Annotated in this window: 14 protein-coding genes; 8 read left to right on the top strand and 6 right to left on the bottom strand. The window is 56.8% G+C overall.

Translation table 11 applies throughout. The features are described from left to right. Window positions 1–48: 48 nt before the first annotated feature. Complete coding sequence (locus J3U88_RS09660; RefSeq protein WP_207858395.1) at window positions 49–696, top strand: hypothetical protein; 648 nt, start codon at window positions 49–51, stop codon at window positions 694–696. A 27-nt stretch (window positions 697–723) separates the two neighbouring features. Continuing rightward, complete coding sequence (yegS, locus tag J3U88_RS09665; protein WP_207858397.1) at window positions 724–1689, top strand: lipid kinase YegS; 966 nt, start codon at window positions 724–726, stop codon at window positions 1687–1689. Between the two features lie 1089 nt (window positions 1690–2778). Here the strand turns inward: yegS and J3U88_RS09670 are convergent. Continuing rightward, a complete protein-coding gene (locus tag J3U88_RS09670) occupies window positions 2779–3681 on the bottom strand; it encodes a LysR family transcriptional regulator (protein ID WP_207858398.1) in 903 nt (300 codons plus the stop codon). Between the two features lie 187 nt (window positions 3682–3868). Here J3U88_RS09670 and J3U88_RS09675 point away from each other — a divergent pair, with 187 nt between their 5' ends. After that, window positions 3869–4528: a hypothetical protein gene (locus J3U88_RS09675; RefSeq protein WP_207858399.1), complete on the top strand. Its 660-nt coding sequence runs from the start codon at window positions 3869–3871 to the stop codon at window positions 4526–4528. Window positions 4529–4803: 275 nt separating this feature from the next. Here the strand turns inward: J3U88_RS09675 and J3U88_RS09680 are convergent, their stop codons facing one another. Continuing rightward, on the bottom strand, window positions 4804–7533 hold the full coding sequence (locus J3U88_RS09680; RefSeq protein ID WP_207858400.1) for a DEAD/DEAH box helicase: 2730 nt from the start codon (window positions 7531–7533) through the stop codon (window positions 4804–4806). Between the two features lie 204 nt (window positions 7534–7737). Beyond that, the gene (locus tag J3U88_RS09685) at window positions 7738–8454 is read right to left on the bottom strand and encodes a glutathione S-transferase family protein (RefSeq protein WP_207858401.1); all 717 of its coding nucleotides are present in this window, start codon (window positions 8452–8454) and stop codon (window positions 7738–7740) included. 582 nt (window positions 8455–9036) lie between these two features. Between J3U88_RS09685 and J3U88_RS09690 the strand changes: the two genes are divergently transcribed. The 4 genes from J3U88_RS09690 (at window position 9037) to J3U88_RS09705 (ending at window position 14501) form a co-directional block, all read left to right on the top strand. Beyond that, complete coding sequence (locus J3U88_RS09690) at window positions 9037–9837, top strand: alpha/beta hydrolase family protein (RefSeq protein WP_207858402.1); 801 nt, start codon at window positions 9037–9039, stop codon at window positions 9835–9837. 509 nt (window positions 9838–10346) lie between these two features. Further along, a complete protein-coding gene (arcC, locus tag J3U88_RS09695) occupies window positions 10347–11294 on the top strand; it encodes a carbamate kinase (RefSeq protein WP_207858408.1) in 948 nt (315 codons plus the stop codon). Window positions 11295–11406: 112 nt separating this feature from the next. Next, on the top strand, window positions 11407–14025 hold the full coding sequence (locus tag J3U88_RS09700) for an efflux RND transporter permease subunit (protein WP_207858409.1): 2619 nt from the start codon (window positions 11407–11409) through the stop codon (window positions 14023–14025). Between the two features lie 95 nt (window positions 14026–14120). Beyond that, a complete protein-coding gene (locus J3U88_RS09705; protein ID WP_207858410.1) occupies window positions 14121–14501 on the top strand; it encodes a Fur family transcriptional regulator in 381 nt (126 codons plus the stop codon). A 38-nt stretch (window positions 14502–14539) separates the two neighbouring features. Here J3U88_RS09705 and J3U88_RS09710 read toward each other — a convergent pair whose 3' ends face one another. After that, on the bottom strand, window positions 14540–15235 hold the full coding sequence (locus tag J3U88_RS09710; RefSeq protein ID WP_207858411.1) for an SDR family oxidoreductase: 696 nt from the start codon (window positions 15233–15235) through the stop codon (window positions 14540–14542). Between the two features lie 42 nt (window positions 15236–15277). Beyond that, window positions 15278–16114, bottom strand: a complete 837-nt coding sequence (locus J3U88_RS09715; protein ID WP_207858412.1) for a M50 family metallopeptidase — start codon at window positions 16112–16114, stop codon at window positions 15278–15280. A gap of 299 nt (window positions 16115–16413) precedes the next feature. On the opposite strand from J3U88_RS09715, the gene J3U88_RS09720 reads away from it, so the two are divergent. After that, window positions 16414–17220, top strand: a complete 807-nt coding sequence (locus tag J3U88_RS09720) for a metallophosphoesterase (protein WP_207858414.1) — start codon at window positions 16414–16416, stop codon at window positions 17218–17220. 26 nt (window positions 17221–17246) lie between these two features. Here J3U88_RS09720 and J3U88_RS09725 read toward each other — a convergent pair whose 3' ends face one another. Beyond that, the gene (locus J3U88_RS09725; RefSeq protein ID WP_207858415.1) at window positions 17247–18125 is read right to left on the bottom strand and encodes an aldo/keto reductase; all 879 of its coding nucleotides are present in this window, start codon (window positions 18123–18125) and stop codon (window positions 17247–17249) included. Window positions 18126–18902 lie beyond the last annotated feature (777 nt).

Raw genomic sequence — 18902 nt, forward strand, 5'->3', positions numbered from 1 at the left:
GGACACCCACCTTTTGTTAAACGTGGGCCAAATTGGGACACCCACCAAATGGCCCACCAGATCGTGGCAAATTGGGACACCCACCAAATCGGCAGGGCAAATGGCAAATTGGGACACCCACCTTTGGCAAATTGGGACACCCACCAAATCGGCAGGGCAAAGTGGGACACCCACCAAATCGGCAGGCAAATTGAGGCAAATTGGGACACCCACCAAATGGCCCACCAGATCGGGACACCCACCTTTTTCCTGCCAGATCGGGACACCCACCTTTTGTTAAACGTGGGCCAAATCGCCAATTTAGGACACCCACCTTTGGTTAAACGTGGGCCAAATTGGGACACCCACCAAATCGGCAAGCCGTACCAAGCAAAGGGGGACAGCCACCAAATAGCAAAGTGGGACCCCCGCCAAATCGGCATGGCAAATTGGGCAAATTGGACACCCACTTTTGGGTCATCGTGGTGGTTCGACCTGGTCGCGGCGCACTTTGTTCTCGGGGGCGTGAAAAAGAAGGCGGCATTTTTTCTCCCGTCGGTAAAACCTGTGCAGGTGGGCCGGCTGCAAGAGAAGCCCGGCTTGAGAAATGACAGCGAGATGGTACAATCTGGTGATTTTCTTGTTGTATCTTGTCGGGTCCACGCTGACTTTGGTCGGATTAAATCGTTAACGCTAAGACCTTTCTTTTTACGGTAATACACTCAATTAACATGGGAACACCTTATGCCTATGCCCCCGTCCTCACCCCACCTGTGGCTGATTCTTAACCAGAAAGCAGCGGCCTCTGAAGAACTGCGAATCGCGGTTGAAACCCTTCGCGGCAAGGGGACCGAGATTAAGGTCCGCGTTGTTTGGGAAGGCGCGGATATTGTGCGTTACACGGAGGATGCCGTGAATGCCAAGGCCGAGCGGATTGTTGCGGCAGGCGGGGACGGTACCCTCAATGCCGTGGTTTCCACCCTGCTGAAGGTCGGCGCCGCCGCGCGGCCCGCCTTGGCCATTCTTCCGAGCGGCACCGCCAATGACTTTGCCCGTGCCTGCCAAATTCCTTTAAACGATCCGGTCCGTGCCTTGGAACTCGCGGCCGAGGCTGAAGCGCGTCCGGTGGATGTCGGCACGGTTAACGACAACTTCTTCCTCAACATGGCGACCTGTGGCTTTGCGGCCAAGGTTACCGCTGAAACCCCCAAAACCCTCAAAGACTTTCTCGGTGGGGCCGCCTACACGGTGATGGGCATTCTTGATCTCGCCAACATACCCAGCTACCGCGTCTCGCTCCATTTCCAAAAAAATTCCGATACACCGCGTGCCATGCAACCCTCCAGTAAACGCATCGAAAAAGAGGACGTGGTTCTCATTGCCGTCGGCAACGGTCGCCTGGCCGGCGGCGGGCATTCGCTCGTTCCCGAGTCCTACATCAACGACGGTCAATTGGATGTCTTGCTTATTCGCGCCTATGAGCCAAGCGACTTGGGCAACGTGATTAATGAAGTTCTGAACCCGGTGGCCGGGGACCGCGAATTCGTGAGCTATTACCGTGTGCCGCGTTTTGAGGTCCGGCTCAATGCACCCATGCCTTACAACCTCGACGGGGAACATTTTAAAGCCGAAAGTTTCCAGTTCGGTGTTCAGTCGGAACAGATCCGCCTGGTGCTTCCCGATGATGCGCCGGTTCTAAAGAAGGGTTGAGCCGCTCATGACAGTGCTTGCGCATCGATGGTCTGTTGAAACCTAAGAAGCGCTTAGAAACAAAACCAAAATCGGTCGAAATGGAGCCGGCTCGGAAGGAAAAAGCCTTGGTCGAGGTGGCGGCACTCGGTGTGCTTCAAAAAAGGTAGATGAAGGGTAAAGAAATTGTTAACGATTGAACTTAAAACCCAGATCACCACGGCGATCAATAGCAATAGAGATCTATTGGAAATTCGGAGTATATTAATCAAATTTAAAGACAGCGGAGGAACCCAAAAGGATGCTGTCGAAACGCTTGAATCCATACGACAAGATGCATCCGAGGAATTCGAAGATAAAATACTAGAAATCCTGGACATTGCAGTTGGTTGGTGCAGTAGCAGAAATAAGGTATGGTGAACATACCCCATGGATCACCAAATCCCGCGAGCGAAATGAATTAATACGCTTTTCAGCCTCAGCGGCGCTGAAGCGAGGTGTTTTGGCTAAATACATGAGGTAAAAAGGTTTGAAAAAAGCGAGCAGGATTGCGCATGGCCGTACTCAGCGGGTGCGATGAACATTTTTGCAGGCTATTGCGGCCCAATTCGTGTGTTGAGGTTTTGATTGTTAGGGGGAATCTCAGGTCCCACCCTAATTGTTAGCGCGGGGCATACTCCGGCCTACCGCCCGCTGCTACCGCCGCGTTCCGCGTGGGCATTTTTTCTCCTCAAAAACCTTCTTTTGGTGAAAGGCTTTTGAGGAGAAAAAATGCTGTTGGGATGAGGTCTACTAGAGACTGAGGTTAACTTGCCGCGGAGCCTTCCTTGCTGCTTCCTGAGTGAAAGGGGGGAGGGCCATGACTCATGTGGGAAAACCAAATAGGGACACCCACCAAATCCAAATAGGGACACCCACCAAATCCAAATGGGGGCACCCACCAAATCCAAATGGGGACACCCACCAAACCGCCAAGCCTTACCAAGGGCAAATAGGGACACCCACCAAAACGCGGGGGCAAATAGGGACACCCACCAAAACGCGGGGGCAAATAGGGACACCCACCAAAACGCGGTGTGGAGCTGAAGTGATCTCGTTTGGATCAACGCTTCAGGTCGCGGCTTGGGTGGGCGCGAGGAAGTCGGCCAAGGTTTCGATGGTTTTGGTTGGGGTGCGTTTTTCTTTGAGGGTGAGGTCGATGACCGCGGTGATGGGTTCCGACCCAGGCAGCGCCAAGACCAGTTGACCCGCTTCCAGCTCTGTCTTCACCATGAACTCGGGCAACACCGCGAAACCCATTCCCGCTACCGCCGCCGCCTTTAAGCTGGGATCGTCCGCTACGGTCAGGCGCGGTAACTTGCCGCGTAAGCGGGGAACCAACCGCGGTTCGTTGCGTTTTAGCCAAATGCCGAAACCCGGGCAATCCTCCGCGAAATCAACCAGCGGCCGGTTTAGCACCGCTTCCACCGATGGTGGCGTCCCTGCCTCCGCCAGCAGAGCGGGGGCCGCGTAAAGCCGGTAGGGGACCTTGGCAAAAGGTCTTCGTTCGAACAGTTTTCGTTGCGAGAACTCAACGATGAAACCCATGTCGATCACGTTGTCCCGCAGCCAGGCTTCCACCGTGGCATCCGGTCCGAGGTTCAACTGGAAACGCACGCCCGGGTGTTGTTGCTGAAACGCGGCCAAACGCGGCAACAACAGGGTTGGCGCGTATTCACCAAAAATACCGAGGCGCACCAAACCCTCCAGGCTGCCCCGGCGTGTTTGCATGCGGTCGACCACCCCGTCGATAGCGCGCAAATGCTTGGCTGCTTCCGCGACAAGAATGCGTCCCTCGTCGGTGAGGAACACGCGGCGATTGGCGCGGGTCAGCAACGCCATGGCTAGGTTTTGCTCCAACCCGGCGATTTGGGCCGACACCGCTTGCTGCGTCAGGTTGAGTTGACGTGCGGCGGCGGTGACCGAACCGGCCTCGGCAACCACCAACAGGGTTCGCAGTTTGTTGTAATCCATCGGCGCCTTCTCCTTGGTTTGCTCGGCTGTGTGTAATCAACAAATTCTAGTTGAAAAAATTCAAGAAAGATTCGTTTTTATTTGTGGAAGTATGCGCGTAGATTAGGCCCAGCTTCACCGGCGCACGTCCCACGGGAGTGCGCTACCCGGGTCGGTGAGCACCAAAACACATTTGCGAGGTAAGGTTATGCTCATCGAATTTGCCGGCTATGCGACCCACAAAACGACGTCGGAAGCCGCCCATCTCAAGGTGGCCGACGCGGCCCATCGCGCCGTGATTGCACCGCTTGAAGGTTTCAACGGGCGTGTGTTGTGCGCCCGCGACCCGCAAGGCGCTTGGACCGATATGGTGCTTTGGGAGGACCAACACCGCTTTGAACAGGCGTCCCGTCAGGTGATGGAAAACCCGGCGTGCCAAAACTGGACGGCAAGCATGCAACAGGACAGCGTTGTGATGCAGACCGCGATCCTGCTACCTGGTTATGGACCCCGTGATCTTCACCTGGAAGAAGCGGGCTGCTGGTTGGTGGTTAGCTGGTGTACCTTGGCCGGAATTGATCACGCCGAGCACCAGGCCTTGAATCGCGAAATTCAGGCGGCGCTGATGCCCGATCAGGAAGGGTTCCTTGGTGTGGTCACCGCGCGCGATCCCGAAAGCGGCCGTTATTTTGAAGTTCTGGCGTTCCGCGATAAGGCCTTGGCAAAAAAAGGCTTGGAAGAGTTAACCGCGGCTTGTGGTCAACACCCGCGCTTCCAGCAACATCTGCAGGATTGCGATCCTGAACAGGTCACCACCGAGTTGATGGTGCCCCAACAAAGGTGGGTGCCCGCGGCCGCCCGGGTATAAAGTCAGATCGCGGTGGTTTGTTGATTGGGCACCCAGGCTCCGATTTCTGGGTGCCCGCTTTCGTTGGATTTAGCCCGCAATTCTCACAAGGATTCGTCGCGAGAAGCAGAAAGCCTTGTGAGTACGAAGATTACGACCGAGAGACTGCATAGGGGGCCGGCCATTTGGCGTAGCAGCTGAGGCGAAGGCGGCTCGACCGAGTAACGCGGAAGGCCGCCCCCACGCAATCGCATGGCTTTCTGCTTCGTAGCAGAATTCCTTGTGAGAAATGCGGGTTAGGGTGCCGGCAGATCGGCGCCGGGGACCAAGCGTTCGAGGATCGCGGTGACGCAGGTTTCCTGATGAAACAACCAATCGGCATAAGCCAGGGGAAGAAGGGGAACACCCGCCCGCGCCAAGATGTGGTAACGCTGGATCGGGAAAAAGTCGGCAAAATCGCCCGGATAACCCACCAAGTCCAAACCCAAAACCCGCGAACCTTTCGCCAGCAATAGGTCGAGTTTCATGCCCGCGACCACCACCCCGGTTTGAACCGATACGCCCGCGGGCGCCAAGGCCGCCGCCACGGCTTCACTGAATGGGTCGCCGCCGGCTTGAGCCGGTGTCTGACGGTCCTCGGTGCTTAGGCTGTTGATGTGAACCAGGTACTGTCGCAGGGGCGAATGGGGCGGCAAACCCTCGGGTTCGACGCTGCAGAAAAGCGTTTGGAACTGTCGTGCGCGGGTGATGCTGACATTAAACACCCCGCCCCGCGCTAGGTAACGCGGGGCGGCGAGGTGATCTTCGCGACACAGCGCGCTCGACAGCAGCATGCAATCGCGTTCCTGACCTTGGAAGCTGTAGGGGGTGCCGACCATGACCCGATGACGCTGTAGCATTTCCACGGGAAAGGCCTCGGAAATCGCGGCATTCAGGGCGTCGGCCTGTTTGCGAAACGGACTCAGCACACCGACCGATAAGGGCGGCGCTTTCTCCTGGCCAAAGAGGTTCTGCAAGTGACGGATCACGGCCGTCACCTCGGCCGCGTTGACGCCGTCCTTGTCGCGTTTGGGTTGGTCGCATTGGGTGATGCGCAGGCGGGGTTCATCGTGGATGCCGGGTTTCTCGGTCATGACACGCAGGCTGTCGCCGTAATAGGTTTGGTTGGAAAAGGCGATGAGTTCGGGATGGCCGCGGAAATGTTCATTGAGAAAAATCGGCGTGGCGCGTGTTTCGGCTAGGTCCATCGCGCTTTTGGCGCGGAAGTCAAAATGGTCTTGTTTGTCCTCAGAGAGTTGGTGGCGCCGTGCGAATAAGGCTTGGCGGTCGCGTGACACAAAGGAGAGATGGCGCAATTGGTAGGGATCGCCCACGATGCACAAGCGTTTGGCCCGCTGGGCCACCGGAAGAAGCGAGGCCATGTCGCACAGGGTTGCTTCGTCGACAATCGCCACGTCGAACAGGCCGGGTTTCAGCGGCAAGACCTCGTGGCAATCGGTGATGCGCCCTAACCAAATGGGCAGTACCGAAAACAAAACGGACCAGTCGAGTGCTTGGGTTCGTTCCGCAAAAAGACCGCTCTGGCGGGCACGGACCGCGGAAAGGAAACTTTGCAAGACGGGACGATGTTGGTGATAGGCCTCGGCCAAGCCGTTTTCATAATGGGCGCGAAGGTAGCCGCGCGCCAATTGGGTTTGTGAGGCGTAGGCATCTTCCAAGGTTTGGAAGGCCTGCCACAGGGGCGGCTCTCGTTTGGCGCGCAGGCGGGTCCAGGCGCGTCGCACGCGATCTAGGATTTTTGAGGACGGGTCCGCGAGCAGACCGCCCCACGCGAGCTGTCTGCTGCAGGCCGCGCTTAACGCGGCTTCTTGGGCTTGAATGTCCTCGGCCATGTCTTGCAACCGACGGCGCAAGGCGGGCAGATCATGGCTTTGTTGGGCGAACATGCCGCGCACCATGTGCTCAAGCTTGGCTTTAAAGGCTTTTTTGGTGTCGGCTTTGCCGAAGCGAATCAAGCCGTCTTTGAAACCACTGATGGTTTCGCATTTCTCCGCGATCACGTCGACCCCGTCGTCCATGCGGGTGGTGATGAGGACGGCGTGACCGCGCGCGGCTTGGTCCAGAGCACAGGCCGCGATGGTAAAGGACTTACCGGTGCCGGGCGGGCCGATCACGGCGCTGAGTGGTTCGTTTTCGCAGGCGGTTAAAATCGCCTGTTGTTGCTGACTTAGTGAAAGCGGCAAAACGCGCGGGAGATCGGCGGTCCCCGCTCCTTCCGTAGGGATGGATTGTTGATGATCGAGTAATTGTTCCAAGGCCGGGGAGATCGGGCCGCCCTCGGCGAGGTGTTCGAGTTCGGTCAACACACCGCGTGCCGCGCTGGGTTTGGGGACCATCATGGTGAGCGCGGCGGGGAGGAGTTGAAGCGGTGTTCCGGGTTTGGCGCGGCGTCGGGCCGCGCGCACCGCGGCGGCGTCGGCAAGGGTGGGGTAGTCGAGGCAGGGATCGTGGTTCAGACCGTCGATGTGTTTTTCGAGCAGGCGGCAGGCTTGGAACAGGCGGTCCTTGTCAATCGGGGGGACCAATAATCCGTGTAGCGCTTCGATCAGAACCTCGGGTTGGTCGCTTAAACCCGCTAGCAAACTGTCGTTGCAGTGCAGTTCGTCGCCTTCAAGGGCCAGGTAATAATCATCCTCGTATTCGGTGATTTGGGCCGGGCACCAAATCAGCGGGGCTGTGATCAAGGTGCCGGTCTCGCTCGTTTCTTCGGTGGCTGACCCAATGAGAAACAGGAACGAATAGATCAGTTGCTTTTCCTTGCGGTAGAGAAAGGCCTTGCTCCGCACGGTTTCGGCCCAATCCTGGGCGACAAAGGTCATCGGGGCTTGCCGGAACAGCAGTTCCTCTTCGACCGAATGCCACCAGCGGTGCTCGTACTTTCTTTGAAAAACATCACTTAAGGCGCTTTGGCCGAAGTCTTCTTGGTAACAATTGCGCAAATAGCGAAACAACGGGGTGTGGTCCATCGCGAGTCCTGTTTCTGGTTGAATCCGATGGTTCCATTTTACAGAGCCGGCCCCGCCATGGCACCTAAATCAGCAGTGGGTGCGGATGCAACGCATGTGAAGGCTGGGCCATGCCGTGTTCTGGTTGCGACTACAATCGATGGGTTTGGCGATGCGGCCGCACCATGCCGACCGCATCGGGGTTTCTCCATACCCGCGGTATTGTTACTCGGCCGCGCGACCCTCCCCGTAGTAGCGTTGCTGCATGCGATCCGAATAGGCGACGAGGTTGTCCAATCCTTGAAGATGGACGTTTAAGGGTGATTGAAAGGGAACATACAACAGGTTGGCGAGGAAGGCGTGGGCGGTTGCATCAAGGGCGGTGACCTGATCGCCGAAAAAATAGGGCTTATCGCCCAGAAAATCAGACAGTGCGCTTAAATCACGGCATCCCATTGCGTACATGTCGGCTTCACGATGGCGGCCCAGACCCTGGCCGGCCAAATCGCGGCGGATACGCGGACGAAGGACAGCCAAGATTGGGGTTTTGAGGAGCTTGGGGAAATCAGGAAAGTAGACCGCTTTCATAACAGCATCGTTGCGCCGATCAAGCCAGCGTGAATACAGCAGCACCCAGTAGAGGTGTTCTTCAATGAGCCGTGACCAGGCCAATGCCTCGGCCCGTTGCTTCGCGCTTAACCCCTGGTCGGGGTCCACATCAAAGGTTTTTTTGATGTAGGCGACAATCAAACCGGAATCACTGAGAAGGGTTTGGCTGTGCATGATGTAGGGCATTTTCTGTGTTGGCGATTTTTTGACGTTGAGGGTGTATTTGATTTCGTAGGGAACCTCGGCCATTCGCAAGAAGGTCTCAAGCTTGAGGCAGAAGGGACTGTAGCTGGATACGCCGTGCCCTCCCAAAAACTGATACAGCGTAACCATACCCATAAACCTAAGAAGCGCGATAACTCGCGGTGATTTTGGCTAAACCTCTGGGCTGCAACGGCCTGTAAAAATGCTCACCGCACCCAACGGGTGCGCCTCCGCTTTTTCCAAACCATTTCGCTCCAGATCTTTAGCCAAAATCCCTGGCTCTTATCGCGCCTCTTAGGATAAAACCTCCTGAAGTTAGCACGCGGCTTTTGTTTTGACGCGGAACTTGCCGGGCTGCCTGCTGAGCATCGAACCCATGGTTGGCAGAACCAGGACACCCACCAACCGCAGTGTAGCAAGTGTAAGACACCCGCCAAATAAGTGTAGAAAACCCATCAACCGGCAAAAGTAGGACACCCACCAATACGAAGCAAAATTTAGAACAGTTACCCCTGCCGGCAAAAGTAGGACACCCACCTTTTTGGTCTGCGGCAGGCATTTCAGAAAGCTGGGTATCCTGAATTGCGTTTGGAAACCGCCACGATATTCACCGCGTACAAACTGGAGCAAATGCCGGCGGATGGGTTTTTCCGATATACCCTTTCACTACCGGGGACAACCCCGGGCGTCTCGAAAACAAAGGAGATCTGATTGCGAACCTTCCTCGTTTTGGTCCTGATGCAGGTACCGCTAATCCTGCTGGGCCAAACCATCGAACCCGAACAACGCATGGTCCAGGGCGACCATGGCAAACTATTCACGCAAGCCTATAAAAGTAAGGACTTTGGTCGCGATCCCCGCTTGCTGGTCGTCCTTCACGGTGACGCGCCTCGCAACAAGCCTGGTTACCACTACCGTTTTGCCGAGCGTGCCGCCGACGCCCACACCAACCTGGTCGCGGTCGGCCTGTTGCGACCCGGTTATACCGATCCCGTCGGCAATCGCTCAGAAGGTAAACGCGGCAATGCGGTCGGAGACAATTGGCATGGGGGCAATACCGACACCATCGCGGCGGTCATCGCCCAGTTGGCCAAAGATTACGGGGCCGGCCGGGTGATCGTAGCGGGCCATTCGGGCGGTGCCGCGCTTTCCGCGAACATACTTGGTCGCCATCCCAAGTTGATCAACGCCGCCCTGTTGGTGGCCTTGCCTGCCGATCTCGAGGCTTGGCGCAAACACATGCTCGGCCACACCAAGTCGCAAATATTTGGAAAACCCATTAATTCCCTTTCCGCAATTGATCTCTTGCCAAAGGTGGATCCGGCGACCCAAATCCATCTAATTGTTGGCGAAAAAGATCGCATCACCCCACTCTGGCTTAGTCGTCGTTATCACGAACAGGCCGTCAAACACGGTAAGCAAGTCGAGATGACCGTGCTACCGGAAAAAGGCCACGAGGTATTTCTTCATCCCGCGGTCTTCGAAAAACTCGCAACACTGCTCGCCCCCTAAGAATTTGTCGGCTTATTGCAAGCGTTGGACACCCACTGTCTTTACCTCTGCTTGGGTTTTCGATCGCCGGAACTCTGTATGAGACGCGAAAGAATGGGTGAGTGAATCTGTAACCCGTTGTTACCCACTTGTTGGACACCCACCTACTTGAATCCCCAACTTGGAAATCAGAAAGGTGGGTGTCCCAGATAGGCCCACCAGCTTGGAAATCAGAAAGGTGGGTGTCCCAGATAGGCCCAGAGAGGCCTTCAACAAAAGGTGGGTGTCCCGAACTGGGGGACTGGGGAAAAAGGTGGGTGTCCCGAACTGGTGGGGATGCCGGTTGGTGTGGCGCATTTGCCGGAAAATGACCGCTGTTGGCTCGCCGCCGGGAAACGGTGGCGGCTTTTTTTCAAAAAACGTTGGTTGGTGGCTTTCCTCCGGGGTGGCAAACCCTGTATTCTTTGCTTTTCAAGCTGCATGCACCAACAACGCTCGCTCGGGGGGGCGGGTTTCCAGGGGAGGACTCTTTGACAGGAAAACGGGCCCTTGTGGCCTTTGGGGGGAATGCGCTCATTAAATCGGGCCAAGCCGGGCACCAAAAACAACAAATCGAAAACGCCAAGGAAGCCGCCGAAATGGTCGTGCGCTTGGTTGAACAGGGTTACCAACCCATCGTTGTCCACGGGAATGGACCCCAGGTCGGCAACGTACTCATCCAACAGGAAGAAGCCGGCAACCGCGTGCCACCCTACACGATGGACATCTGCGGCGCCCAAACCCAAGGCAGCATGGGGTACATGCTCCAGCGCACGATTGAAAACCTACTCCACATGAAAGGCCTCGACCAACCGGTGGCCGCGGTTTTAACCGAGGTCGTGGTCGACCGCAACGATCCCGGCTTTCGCGCGCCGAGCAAGCCGGTCGGTCCCTATTACGAAGCCTTTCGGGCCGAACAACTCGAGGCCGAAAAAGGCTGGTCCGTCAAAGAAGACGCGGGACGGGGCTGGCGCCGTTTGGTGCCCTCTCCCAAACCCCGGGAAATTGTTCAATTACCCGTTATCCAACGGCTGGTGGAAGCCGGGGTGATCGTCATCGCCTGCGGTGGCGGCGGCGTGCCCGTGGTACGCGATCAACAGGGTTACCTGATTGGGGTTGAAGCGGTGATCGATAAAGATCGGACCTCGGCCATGCTGGCCCAACATCTCAACGTCGACGCGCTGATTGTGTTGACCGGGGTCGATAAAGTCTTCCTCGATTTTGGCAAACCGAGCCAACGGGCCGTCGATACGCTCAGGGTGAGCGAGGCGCGAACCCATCTCGCCGACGGTCAATTCCCGCCTGGCAGCATGGGGCCCAAAATCGAAGCCGCGGTGGATTTCGTCGCCGCCGGCGGCAATCAGGTGCTGATTACCACGGCCGAGGCCTTGCTTAGCCAACCGATTGAATCGGTCGGAACCCGCATTGTCCCCGATTAAGCCCGTGGGGTTTGCCCGCGCTTTATGCTATCATCAACGGCCTTTTTTCGGCGGTGCGCTTGCGCCCCCGGCCCGGCAAGTCTGTTTTGAGGTGTTTTTCGCGGAGCCATGATTGTCAGTTAAAACGTTAAAACACAAACGCAGCCAAACTTTTTTGAGACGTTTGGCCGCTTTTCTCCACCGTCGCCACGGCCTGGTACTTTTTTGCTTTTTTGTCCTCACACTGTTTTTTGCAGGCTTCGCCGCCCAACTCGAACAGAAAACCACGGTGCGCGATTTGTTGCCCGCCGACAACGAGGTAGTCCGTCGCTTTGAAGAAACGGTCCAACATTTCGACCTCATTGACCGTGTCGTGGTCGCGGTCCAATTCGAACCCGAACACCTAGAATCGGCCGAGGTGTTCGCCGAACTGTTGGTCGAACAGGTGGAAGCGCAACCCGAATCAGCCCAATATTTCCACTGGATTCGCGCCAACCTCCTCGCCGCGGGGCAACGCACCAATTGGCACGCATTCCTCAAATACCTGACCCGGCTGATGCCGGAAGAACACATCCCCGACCTTGCCAAGCGGCTGAGTCCCGAGGGGATCGCGGCCCGTGTCGCCGAGAACCGACGCGAGCTGGAATCCGGGGTCGCGGTCAAAGCACTGATCGAAAAAGATCCACTGAACCTGCTCGAATTCGCGGGCGGGTACCGCAACGAAATCGCCGGCAATTACCAAATTAGTTTTAACGACGGCTTTTTGGTGAGCAAGGACGACCGCATGCTGGTCATCCTCGCCAAACCGACGGATTCACCCGAAAACGTTGACTTCAGCGTGGCCCTGACGGACTTTCTCAAAGGCCAAATCGAAATCACCAAACAAGCGTTTGCCGAGGAAGAAGGTTTGGACGCCGACACGGTGTTCTCCATCGGCCTGACCGGTCCCCACCCGATCACCGCCATAGAAAACAGCATCATCAAAGGTGATGTGGTCAGCATGTTCCTCAGCTCGTTCGCGATGGTGGTGTTGCTGTTCTCGCTGGCCTACCGGCGACCCTTGGCTGTCTTTTATGTAGGGATTCCGCTTTTTGCCGCCCAAATCTGGACGCTCGGCAGCGGCTACCTCCTGTTCGGCCGTCTCAACCTGATGACGGCCACCTTCTCCGCGATCATTGTCGGGCTTGGGATTGATTACGCGATCCACATTTTTTCTCGTTACCTGGACGAACGTGGGCGCGGTAAAGTCGCCAAAGAAGCGATGGAAACAGCGCTGGCTGAAACGGGGCTGGGCACCTTTGTCGGCGGACTCACCACGGCGTTGGCCTTTCTGGCCCTGGGTTTTAGCGATTTCTCCGGCCTGCGTGAATTTGCCATCATCGCCGCGGTCGGTATCTTCTTTTGCCTGTTGCAAATGTTTGTGCTCTTGCCGTGCATGCTGTTTTTTCGCGAGGCGCGCCGTCGCAATACTGAATTTAAACCCCGCGCTCAGTGGGACTTCCACCTTGAAGTACTGCTGAAAGCCATCTTGAAGTTTCCTCGTACGGCCTTGGCCCTGCTCATCGCGGGCACCTTGATTCTTTTGGTGCAGGCCGTTCAGCTTCGCTTTAACACCGACCTGCGTTCGGTACGTGCCAAGTCCAATGAAGCAATTAACTTACAAAGTGAAATCACCAACAAAATCGGCGGTAGCCTGCGCTCACTGACCTTCCTTCTGGAAGCGCCGACCGAGGTGGATCTCTACGCGGCCCATGACAAACTGGTGCCGGTGCTGCGGGGCCTCAAGGAAGAAGGGAAGTTGGTGCGCTGGGACAGCTTGCTTTCCTTTTTGCAAAGCCCAAGGGCGCAAACCCGCAATACCGCGAGCCTGCGTGAAAACGGGCTCAACGGCGATCAGGTGCGCGAGGCGTTTAAGGCGGCGATGGAGGCGGAGAATTTTCGCGAAACTGAGGACAGCACCCGGTATATCGAAAACCTCGCCGCCGGGCTCGATGCCGGCGGCGCCATTTCGTTACAAGATATCCTGGCGACCCAAAGTCCGTTTGTCCGGCCGTTTTTAAGCCGGCACGACGGCAAATACAAGGCCTTGATCCACGTGTACCCTTCCAGCGGGCTGTGGGATAAAAACGCGGTTCGCGCGCTGACCCAAGATCTGTTGGACCGGGTTGGCACCAAGGGCGACACCCAAATTCACGTAACCGGAATTCAGACCATTTCGGAGGAACTCAAAAGACTGGTCAAACAGTCGTTCCAATACTCCACCTTGCTGTCGGGCTTCCTGGTGATTGCCATTATGTGGTACCACTTCCGCAAACCCAGCTTGATGATGTTGACCCTTACCCCACTGCTGATGGCGGTGGTTTGGATGCTGGGGACGATGCGTTTGCTGGGCATCGACATCACGGTTTTGAATTTCGTGGCGACCCCGCTCATTATCGGCATCGGCATTGACGACGGCGTCCACATTGTCGAGAAGTACCTGCACCGCAAGTCCAACGATACCGCGGAGTTGGTGAAACTCACCGCCGATTGTGGCAAAGCGGTAACCCTCACCTCGCTGACCACCATTTTTGGTTTTAGCTCGCTGTTTTTGGCCAACTACTCCGGCTTTCGCAGCCTAGGTCTGTGTGCCATCCTCGGGGTGTTTTTCTGCTGGCTCGGGTCCGTCATCATGTTGCCCCTGCTGATGGACGTATTTAACGTGCGCTTCGTGCGTCACGGGGTCAGTCACGGTAACGAACCGGTCGATTAGTCGTCTGAGACTTCTTTTTGCAAGCTGGCGTGATTGGACGACCCTTGTTAAACTGACAAACGCGCCACCGCGAAACCGCGCCAAGGAAAACCATTATGATTCGCAGTACCAAACAACGTGCCGTTATACGCGAGGTTTTTGAGAAGTCCGACCGCCCGCTGAGCCCTCAGGACGTCATGGAAGCGGTAGAAGATCAGGACCAAAATTTGGGCATCGCAACCGTCTACCGCACCCTGAAAATGATGAAGGAACAGGGTTACCTGGTCGCGGTCGAACTCCCCGGCCAACCCACCTTTTACGAGCGGGCCGAACACGAGCACCACCACCATTTTCAGTGCGACGAATGCGGCATTATTCTCGACGTGCCCGGTTGTCTCAACGTGGAGAAGCTGACGGATCGGTTGGAAAATTGCGAGATCAACCGCCACGAAATTTGGCTGTTTGGTCGCTGTTCCGAATGCCGCAAAGCGAGTTAGCCCCGGCACCGTCGATGACACCGGGGCAAAGGCCCCCTTTACCAAGGGATTTCGCGACCGTCGTAATTAAAATATTTGCCGCGGTCCTTGGTGGTTAACTGATCGATTTTCGCGCGCATGCCGCCTACCGAGGTGGTCACATCAATCAGCGCATTGGGGCCGCCCATATCGGTTAACACCCAGCCGGGGTGGAACAAAACGCAGGAAATACCCCGCGGTGCCAGGTCAATCGACAGCGATTTGACCGTCATGTTGAGCGCGCTTTTACTGGTGCGGTAAATAATGGAACCGCCGCTGGTATTGTCGGCGATGGAGCCCATTTTACTGGTGATAAAAGCCATGGTCCCTTTGGCGGCGGCTACCTGGTTCTGAAAGGCGAGTGCGACGCGCAGGGGCGCCATGGTGTTGACGCGAAACACGGTTTCCCACGCGGCCATGTCGGCCTCAATGTCGTTTGCGCCGAAGCTGTTGCGGGGGCCGTAAACGCCGGCGTTGTTAAGCAGCAGGTCGATCTTTTGGTCACGCCACCGTTCCGCGGCGGCGTCTACCTGCTCGGGTTGGGTTACGTCAAGCGCGGCGACCTGTAAATCACCCATTTCCTTTAACGCGGTTAGCGCCTTGGCTTTTTGAGGATCGCGACAGGTGGCCAGCACCCGAGCACCCTCCTGCAAGTACTGTTTGACGAATTCCAGGCCGATGCCGCGGTTGGCGCCTGTAATTAAGACTGTTTTCATGAGACCGTCCTATGGAAAAATTCGGCTCCCATCATACCCGATTTAGGTTTTTGCCGGGGTGGATCCCGTGGGTTTTAGGGCGAGCCAGGTCCCATACAGGACCGCCGCGATGTTGGTGACCGTGATGATCGAGGCAAAAACCACAAACCAGAAAAAAGGCACGGTTTCCGGGCCGGTCCAAAAGGTGCCCGCGATCATGCGTGCGTCGGAATAGCCGCCGCCGGCAAGAGGTTCGTACATGAAGATGTAGCTGTTGGAACTAAAACCGGCCAAGCAACTGATGACCCCGAGGAATTGGATGAAATAGCGTTGGCCGACCTCGGAAAACTGCATGAACTTGAGCGTGGCGGCGAGCAGGGCGACCGGCACCAACAGGGTGGCCAGATAGGAAAGCTGCCAGCGGTCGAGCAGGGGATCGCTGAAGCCGGTGAACAGGTACCACAGCGGTTTCACCATAAAAAAGATGCCCAAGACAAAATACAGGGCAAGGGTGATCATGACCCAGCGCGGTCGGACCCGGGTGGAAACCGCCAGAAGCACCGCGCCGGTAATCGCCGGTCCCAAAAGGCCGCCGAGGAGAATCATCAAGCGCCACCCACCCGCGGTAATCGCCGACCCGCCGCGAAAAAATTCGATTTGCAGCCACAAAAACGAACCGCCCGTGGCCAGGGACGCCAGCCCGTGACCCATCTCGTGGATGAAGGTGCCGATAATCGTGATCGGGTACAGCGCGAGGTAGGTATAGCGGGCGGCGGGCGGGTAAATCACCGGCAGAATGAACCAAAAAAACAGTAAGCCGCCGATGAGGCCTAACAAGAAGCTTCGGTCGTGGGCGGGGTCGGGGTTTTTGGTTGGTGTTTCGCTGGGCAAGGTGTCCATTCGATCTCCTGGCTGCCAGGTTTGGCGGGGGTGTTGGTTGATGAGGCGAAAAAAAAGATGATTGGGGTAATGGATTGTGGCTGATTTTGCGCTTAATCATAGGGCGTCGTCAGGACGGAGGAAATTGCTTTTTGCGTTCCCCGGCCCGGGGCCGCACCCGCATTGTTCATCAGGGCATTAGCGACGCGCTGAACGCCCCGGTGAGCGATACGGGTTAGATGTCACGTAATACCCCTTGTATTTTATGTGATGCCGTCATAGGTCGCGGCATCCCGGGGGTGACGTGCGAGGAGTTAGCTATGTCCGAGAAGCCATATTTTTTCGCGGTGGTTGGTGATGTGCACGGCCACTTTTTCAAAATGATCGAGATGTTAACCGGCTGGGAAGCCGCGACCGGAAACCGTCTCCGCTATGTGTTGCAGGTTGGCGATATTGAACCCCACCGCGGTCGCGAGGACGCGGACAGCATGGATGCACCGGAAAAGTACCGTCAAGCGGGTGACTTCCGGTTCTTCTACCGCGGTGAGGCGCAAATCCCATGGCCGATGGTGTTTATCGGCGGGAATCACGAACCCAACGCCTGGCTGGAACAGCATCCGCGGGGTGCTGAACTGATTCCGGGTTTTCACTACCTGGGTCGCTCCGGGGTGTTTACCCTGCCGGACGGGTTGGTGGTCGCCGGCTTATCCGGGATTTACCGCCCATCCGTGTGGCCGGATAACCGACCGGCGTGGTCGCCCGAGATGACCTTGCCTTGCAAAGACCTGATTGGTTTTACCCGAGGTGACATTCATCGGCTGATCGACTTGCTGGATGTGTCGCCCGATTTCCTGTTGCTCCACGATTGGCCGGTTGGGATTGATCATGTAGAGGGCTTGATTACAGAACCGCGTGGGAACCAGCCGGCGCGCGACTTGGCCGAGGCGCTTCAGCCGCGGTTCATTTTCTGTGGTCACCTTCACCGCAAACATCGCACCGTACTGCCGTACCGCAACGGCGCCATGAGCCGGGTGGCCTGCATGCGTGCGGTTTACCAAGGATGGGAATCACTGGCGATTTTCGAAGGTAACGACGGTGAAATTCGCGAGGTGAATGCCACCCAATAACCGGCCCCCCGACGGGGCCGTTTTGGTTAAATCTGCGAACGCCAGTTGTTGTTGCATTCGAGGAAGCGGTCGCGCAGGGTGTTGACCATGTCCTTGGGTAAGGCGCCTTTGTTGATCGCGGTCAGGTTCTCGCGAATGTGTTTGAGGTTGGTGCTGCCGACGATGATGCTGTCAATGCCGTAGGTGAAGGCCGCGAAACGGAGGGCGACCTCCTGCATGGGCAAATCAAAGTGAAGGTCCATCGTTTGCAGGCGTTCCCAGTAGGGTTCGCAATAGTGACCGCGCGGTTGTTCCGCGAAACGCCAGGGCGCGTTGGCCACCGGCCGTTTGGCGATGACGCCCATGCCCCGCTGTTTGGCTTCCCACAGACCTTGGTTGATAAAACGCTGGTCGCACAGGTTCACCGAGGCAATGGCCGAGCCGAAGGCGCCGCTGTCAATGGCGTAGAGCAGCGGTTCATTGTCGCCCGCGTAGCCGATGACGCGGACCTTGCCCGCTTGTTTGGCGTCTTGCAGCGCTTGAGTGACCTCGCCGCGTTGGAGGGTGGGCAGGTCGCAGGTGTGTAGATGGATGATGTCGATGGTGTCGGTTTGCAGGACTTTGAGCGCGCGCTCCACGCCGGCCGTGACACAGTCGTAGGTCCAATCGGGGATGCCGTCGATGCCGTAACCGACCTTCGTTGCCAAAACCATTTCTTGGCGTCGGTGTTTGAGGAAGCGACCAATCCGCTCTTCCGACCGGCCATACCCGATGGACGTATCGATCAGGTTGATGCCGAGGTCGAGGACCCTGTTGAGTAGCTTTTCGATATCGGCATCCTGTTGGTTGTCGGCGCCGATGGAGCCCGCGCCGAAACCGAGCGCGGAAACGGTGAGCCCGGTGGTGCCTAAATCACGCATATCCATGAGGTTGTCTCCTGGTGGAAGGGTTTCTCTTTTCCGCCTGCCGGGTTTTTGTAAGGGATAGGGCGTGACGACTCGTGCGGCAAACCAAGCAGGTAAAACGACGGTACGAACAAACCTCCGATTTAATCGCAACTTGCGATGGGAAACCACCTTTATTGTGGCCAATGGTGGCCTTCCAGGGTGTGAACGGTGACTCGGCTTTTCCACGGCGGTCCGGTTGAATTGCGGCGGCGCCGGCGAACTTTTTTGACGCTGCCGTTAAGCCTCGCCCGCATTTCTCACGAGGATTCGTCGCGAGAAACAGAATTCCTTGTGAGAAATGCTAAGGGTACAGCCAACAAGGGACTCCTTCCTTGTTATCGTTGCTTGGCGTGTATGAGACGCGGCACCGCTTTTTGTTAGCTTGATTTTTTCCATGCGAAGGGGTATTTTTCAGGTTTTCTTACCCTTTCTCTTTTAACCCGGCTTACGCGATTCAGGACGCGAGACGTGCCGATCCATGGGCGCAAAACGGCAATGTTGAACCCATTTCATGCCGATCTTTGCTCTGGTTTTGATGGCAAGTCGTTTTATATCAAGAGTTTGGTTGTTGGTGGCAGTGCTCTCCGTTTGGATTCGTGTGTTCGCGTCGGCGCATTGGCGGTTCACGGCGGTTTTCGCCACCGTGGTCAGCGTTGTTTTCCGGCCTCGCGCGTTTGTGAAAGGCGGCTTATTTCAGCCCGGCTCCCGCGGATCGCGCCTGAACCCCGTTCACCATCCGCCCCGCCCTCGTCCTGG

Source organism: Acanthopleuribacter pedis (genome assembly GCF_017377855.1).
Taxonomy (GTDB): Bacteria; Acidobacteriota; Holophagae; order Acanthopleuribacterales; family Acanthopleuribacteraceae; genus Acanthopleuribacter; species Acanthopleuribacter pedis.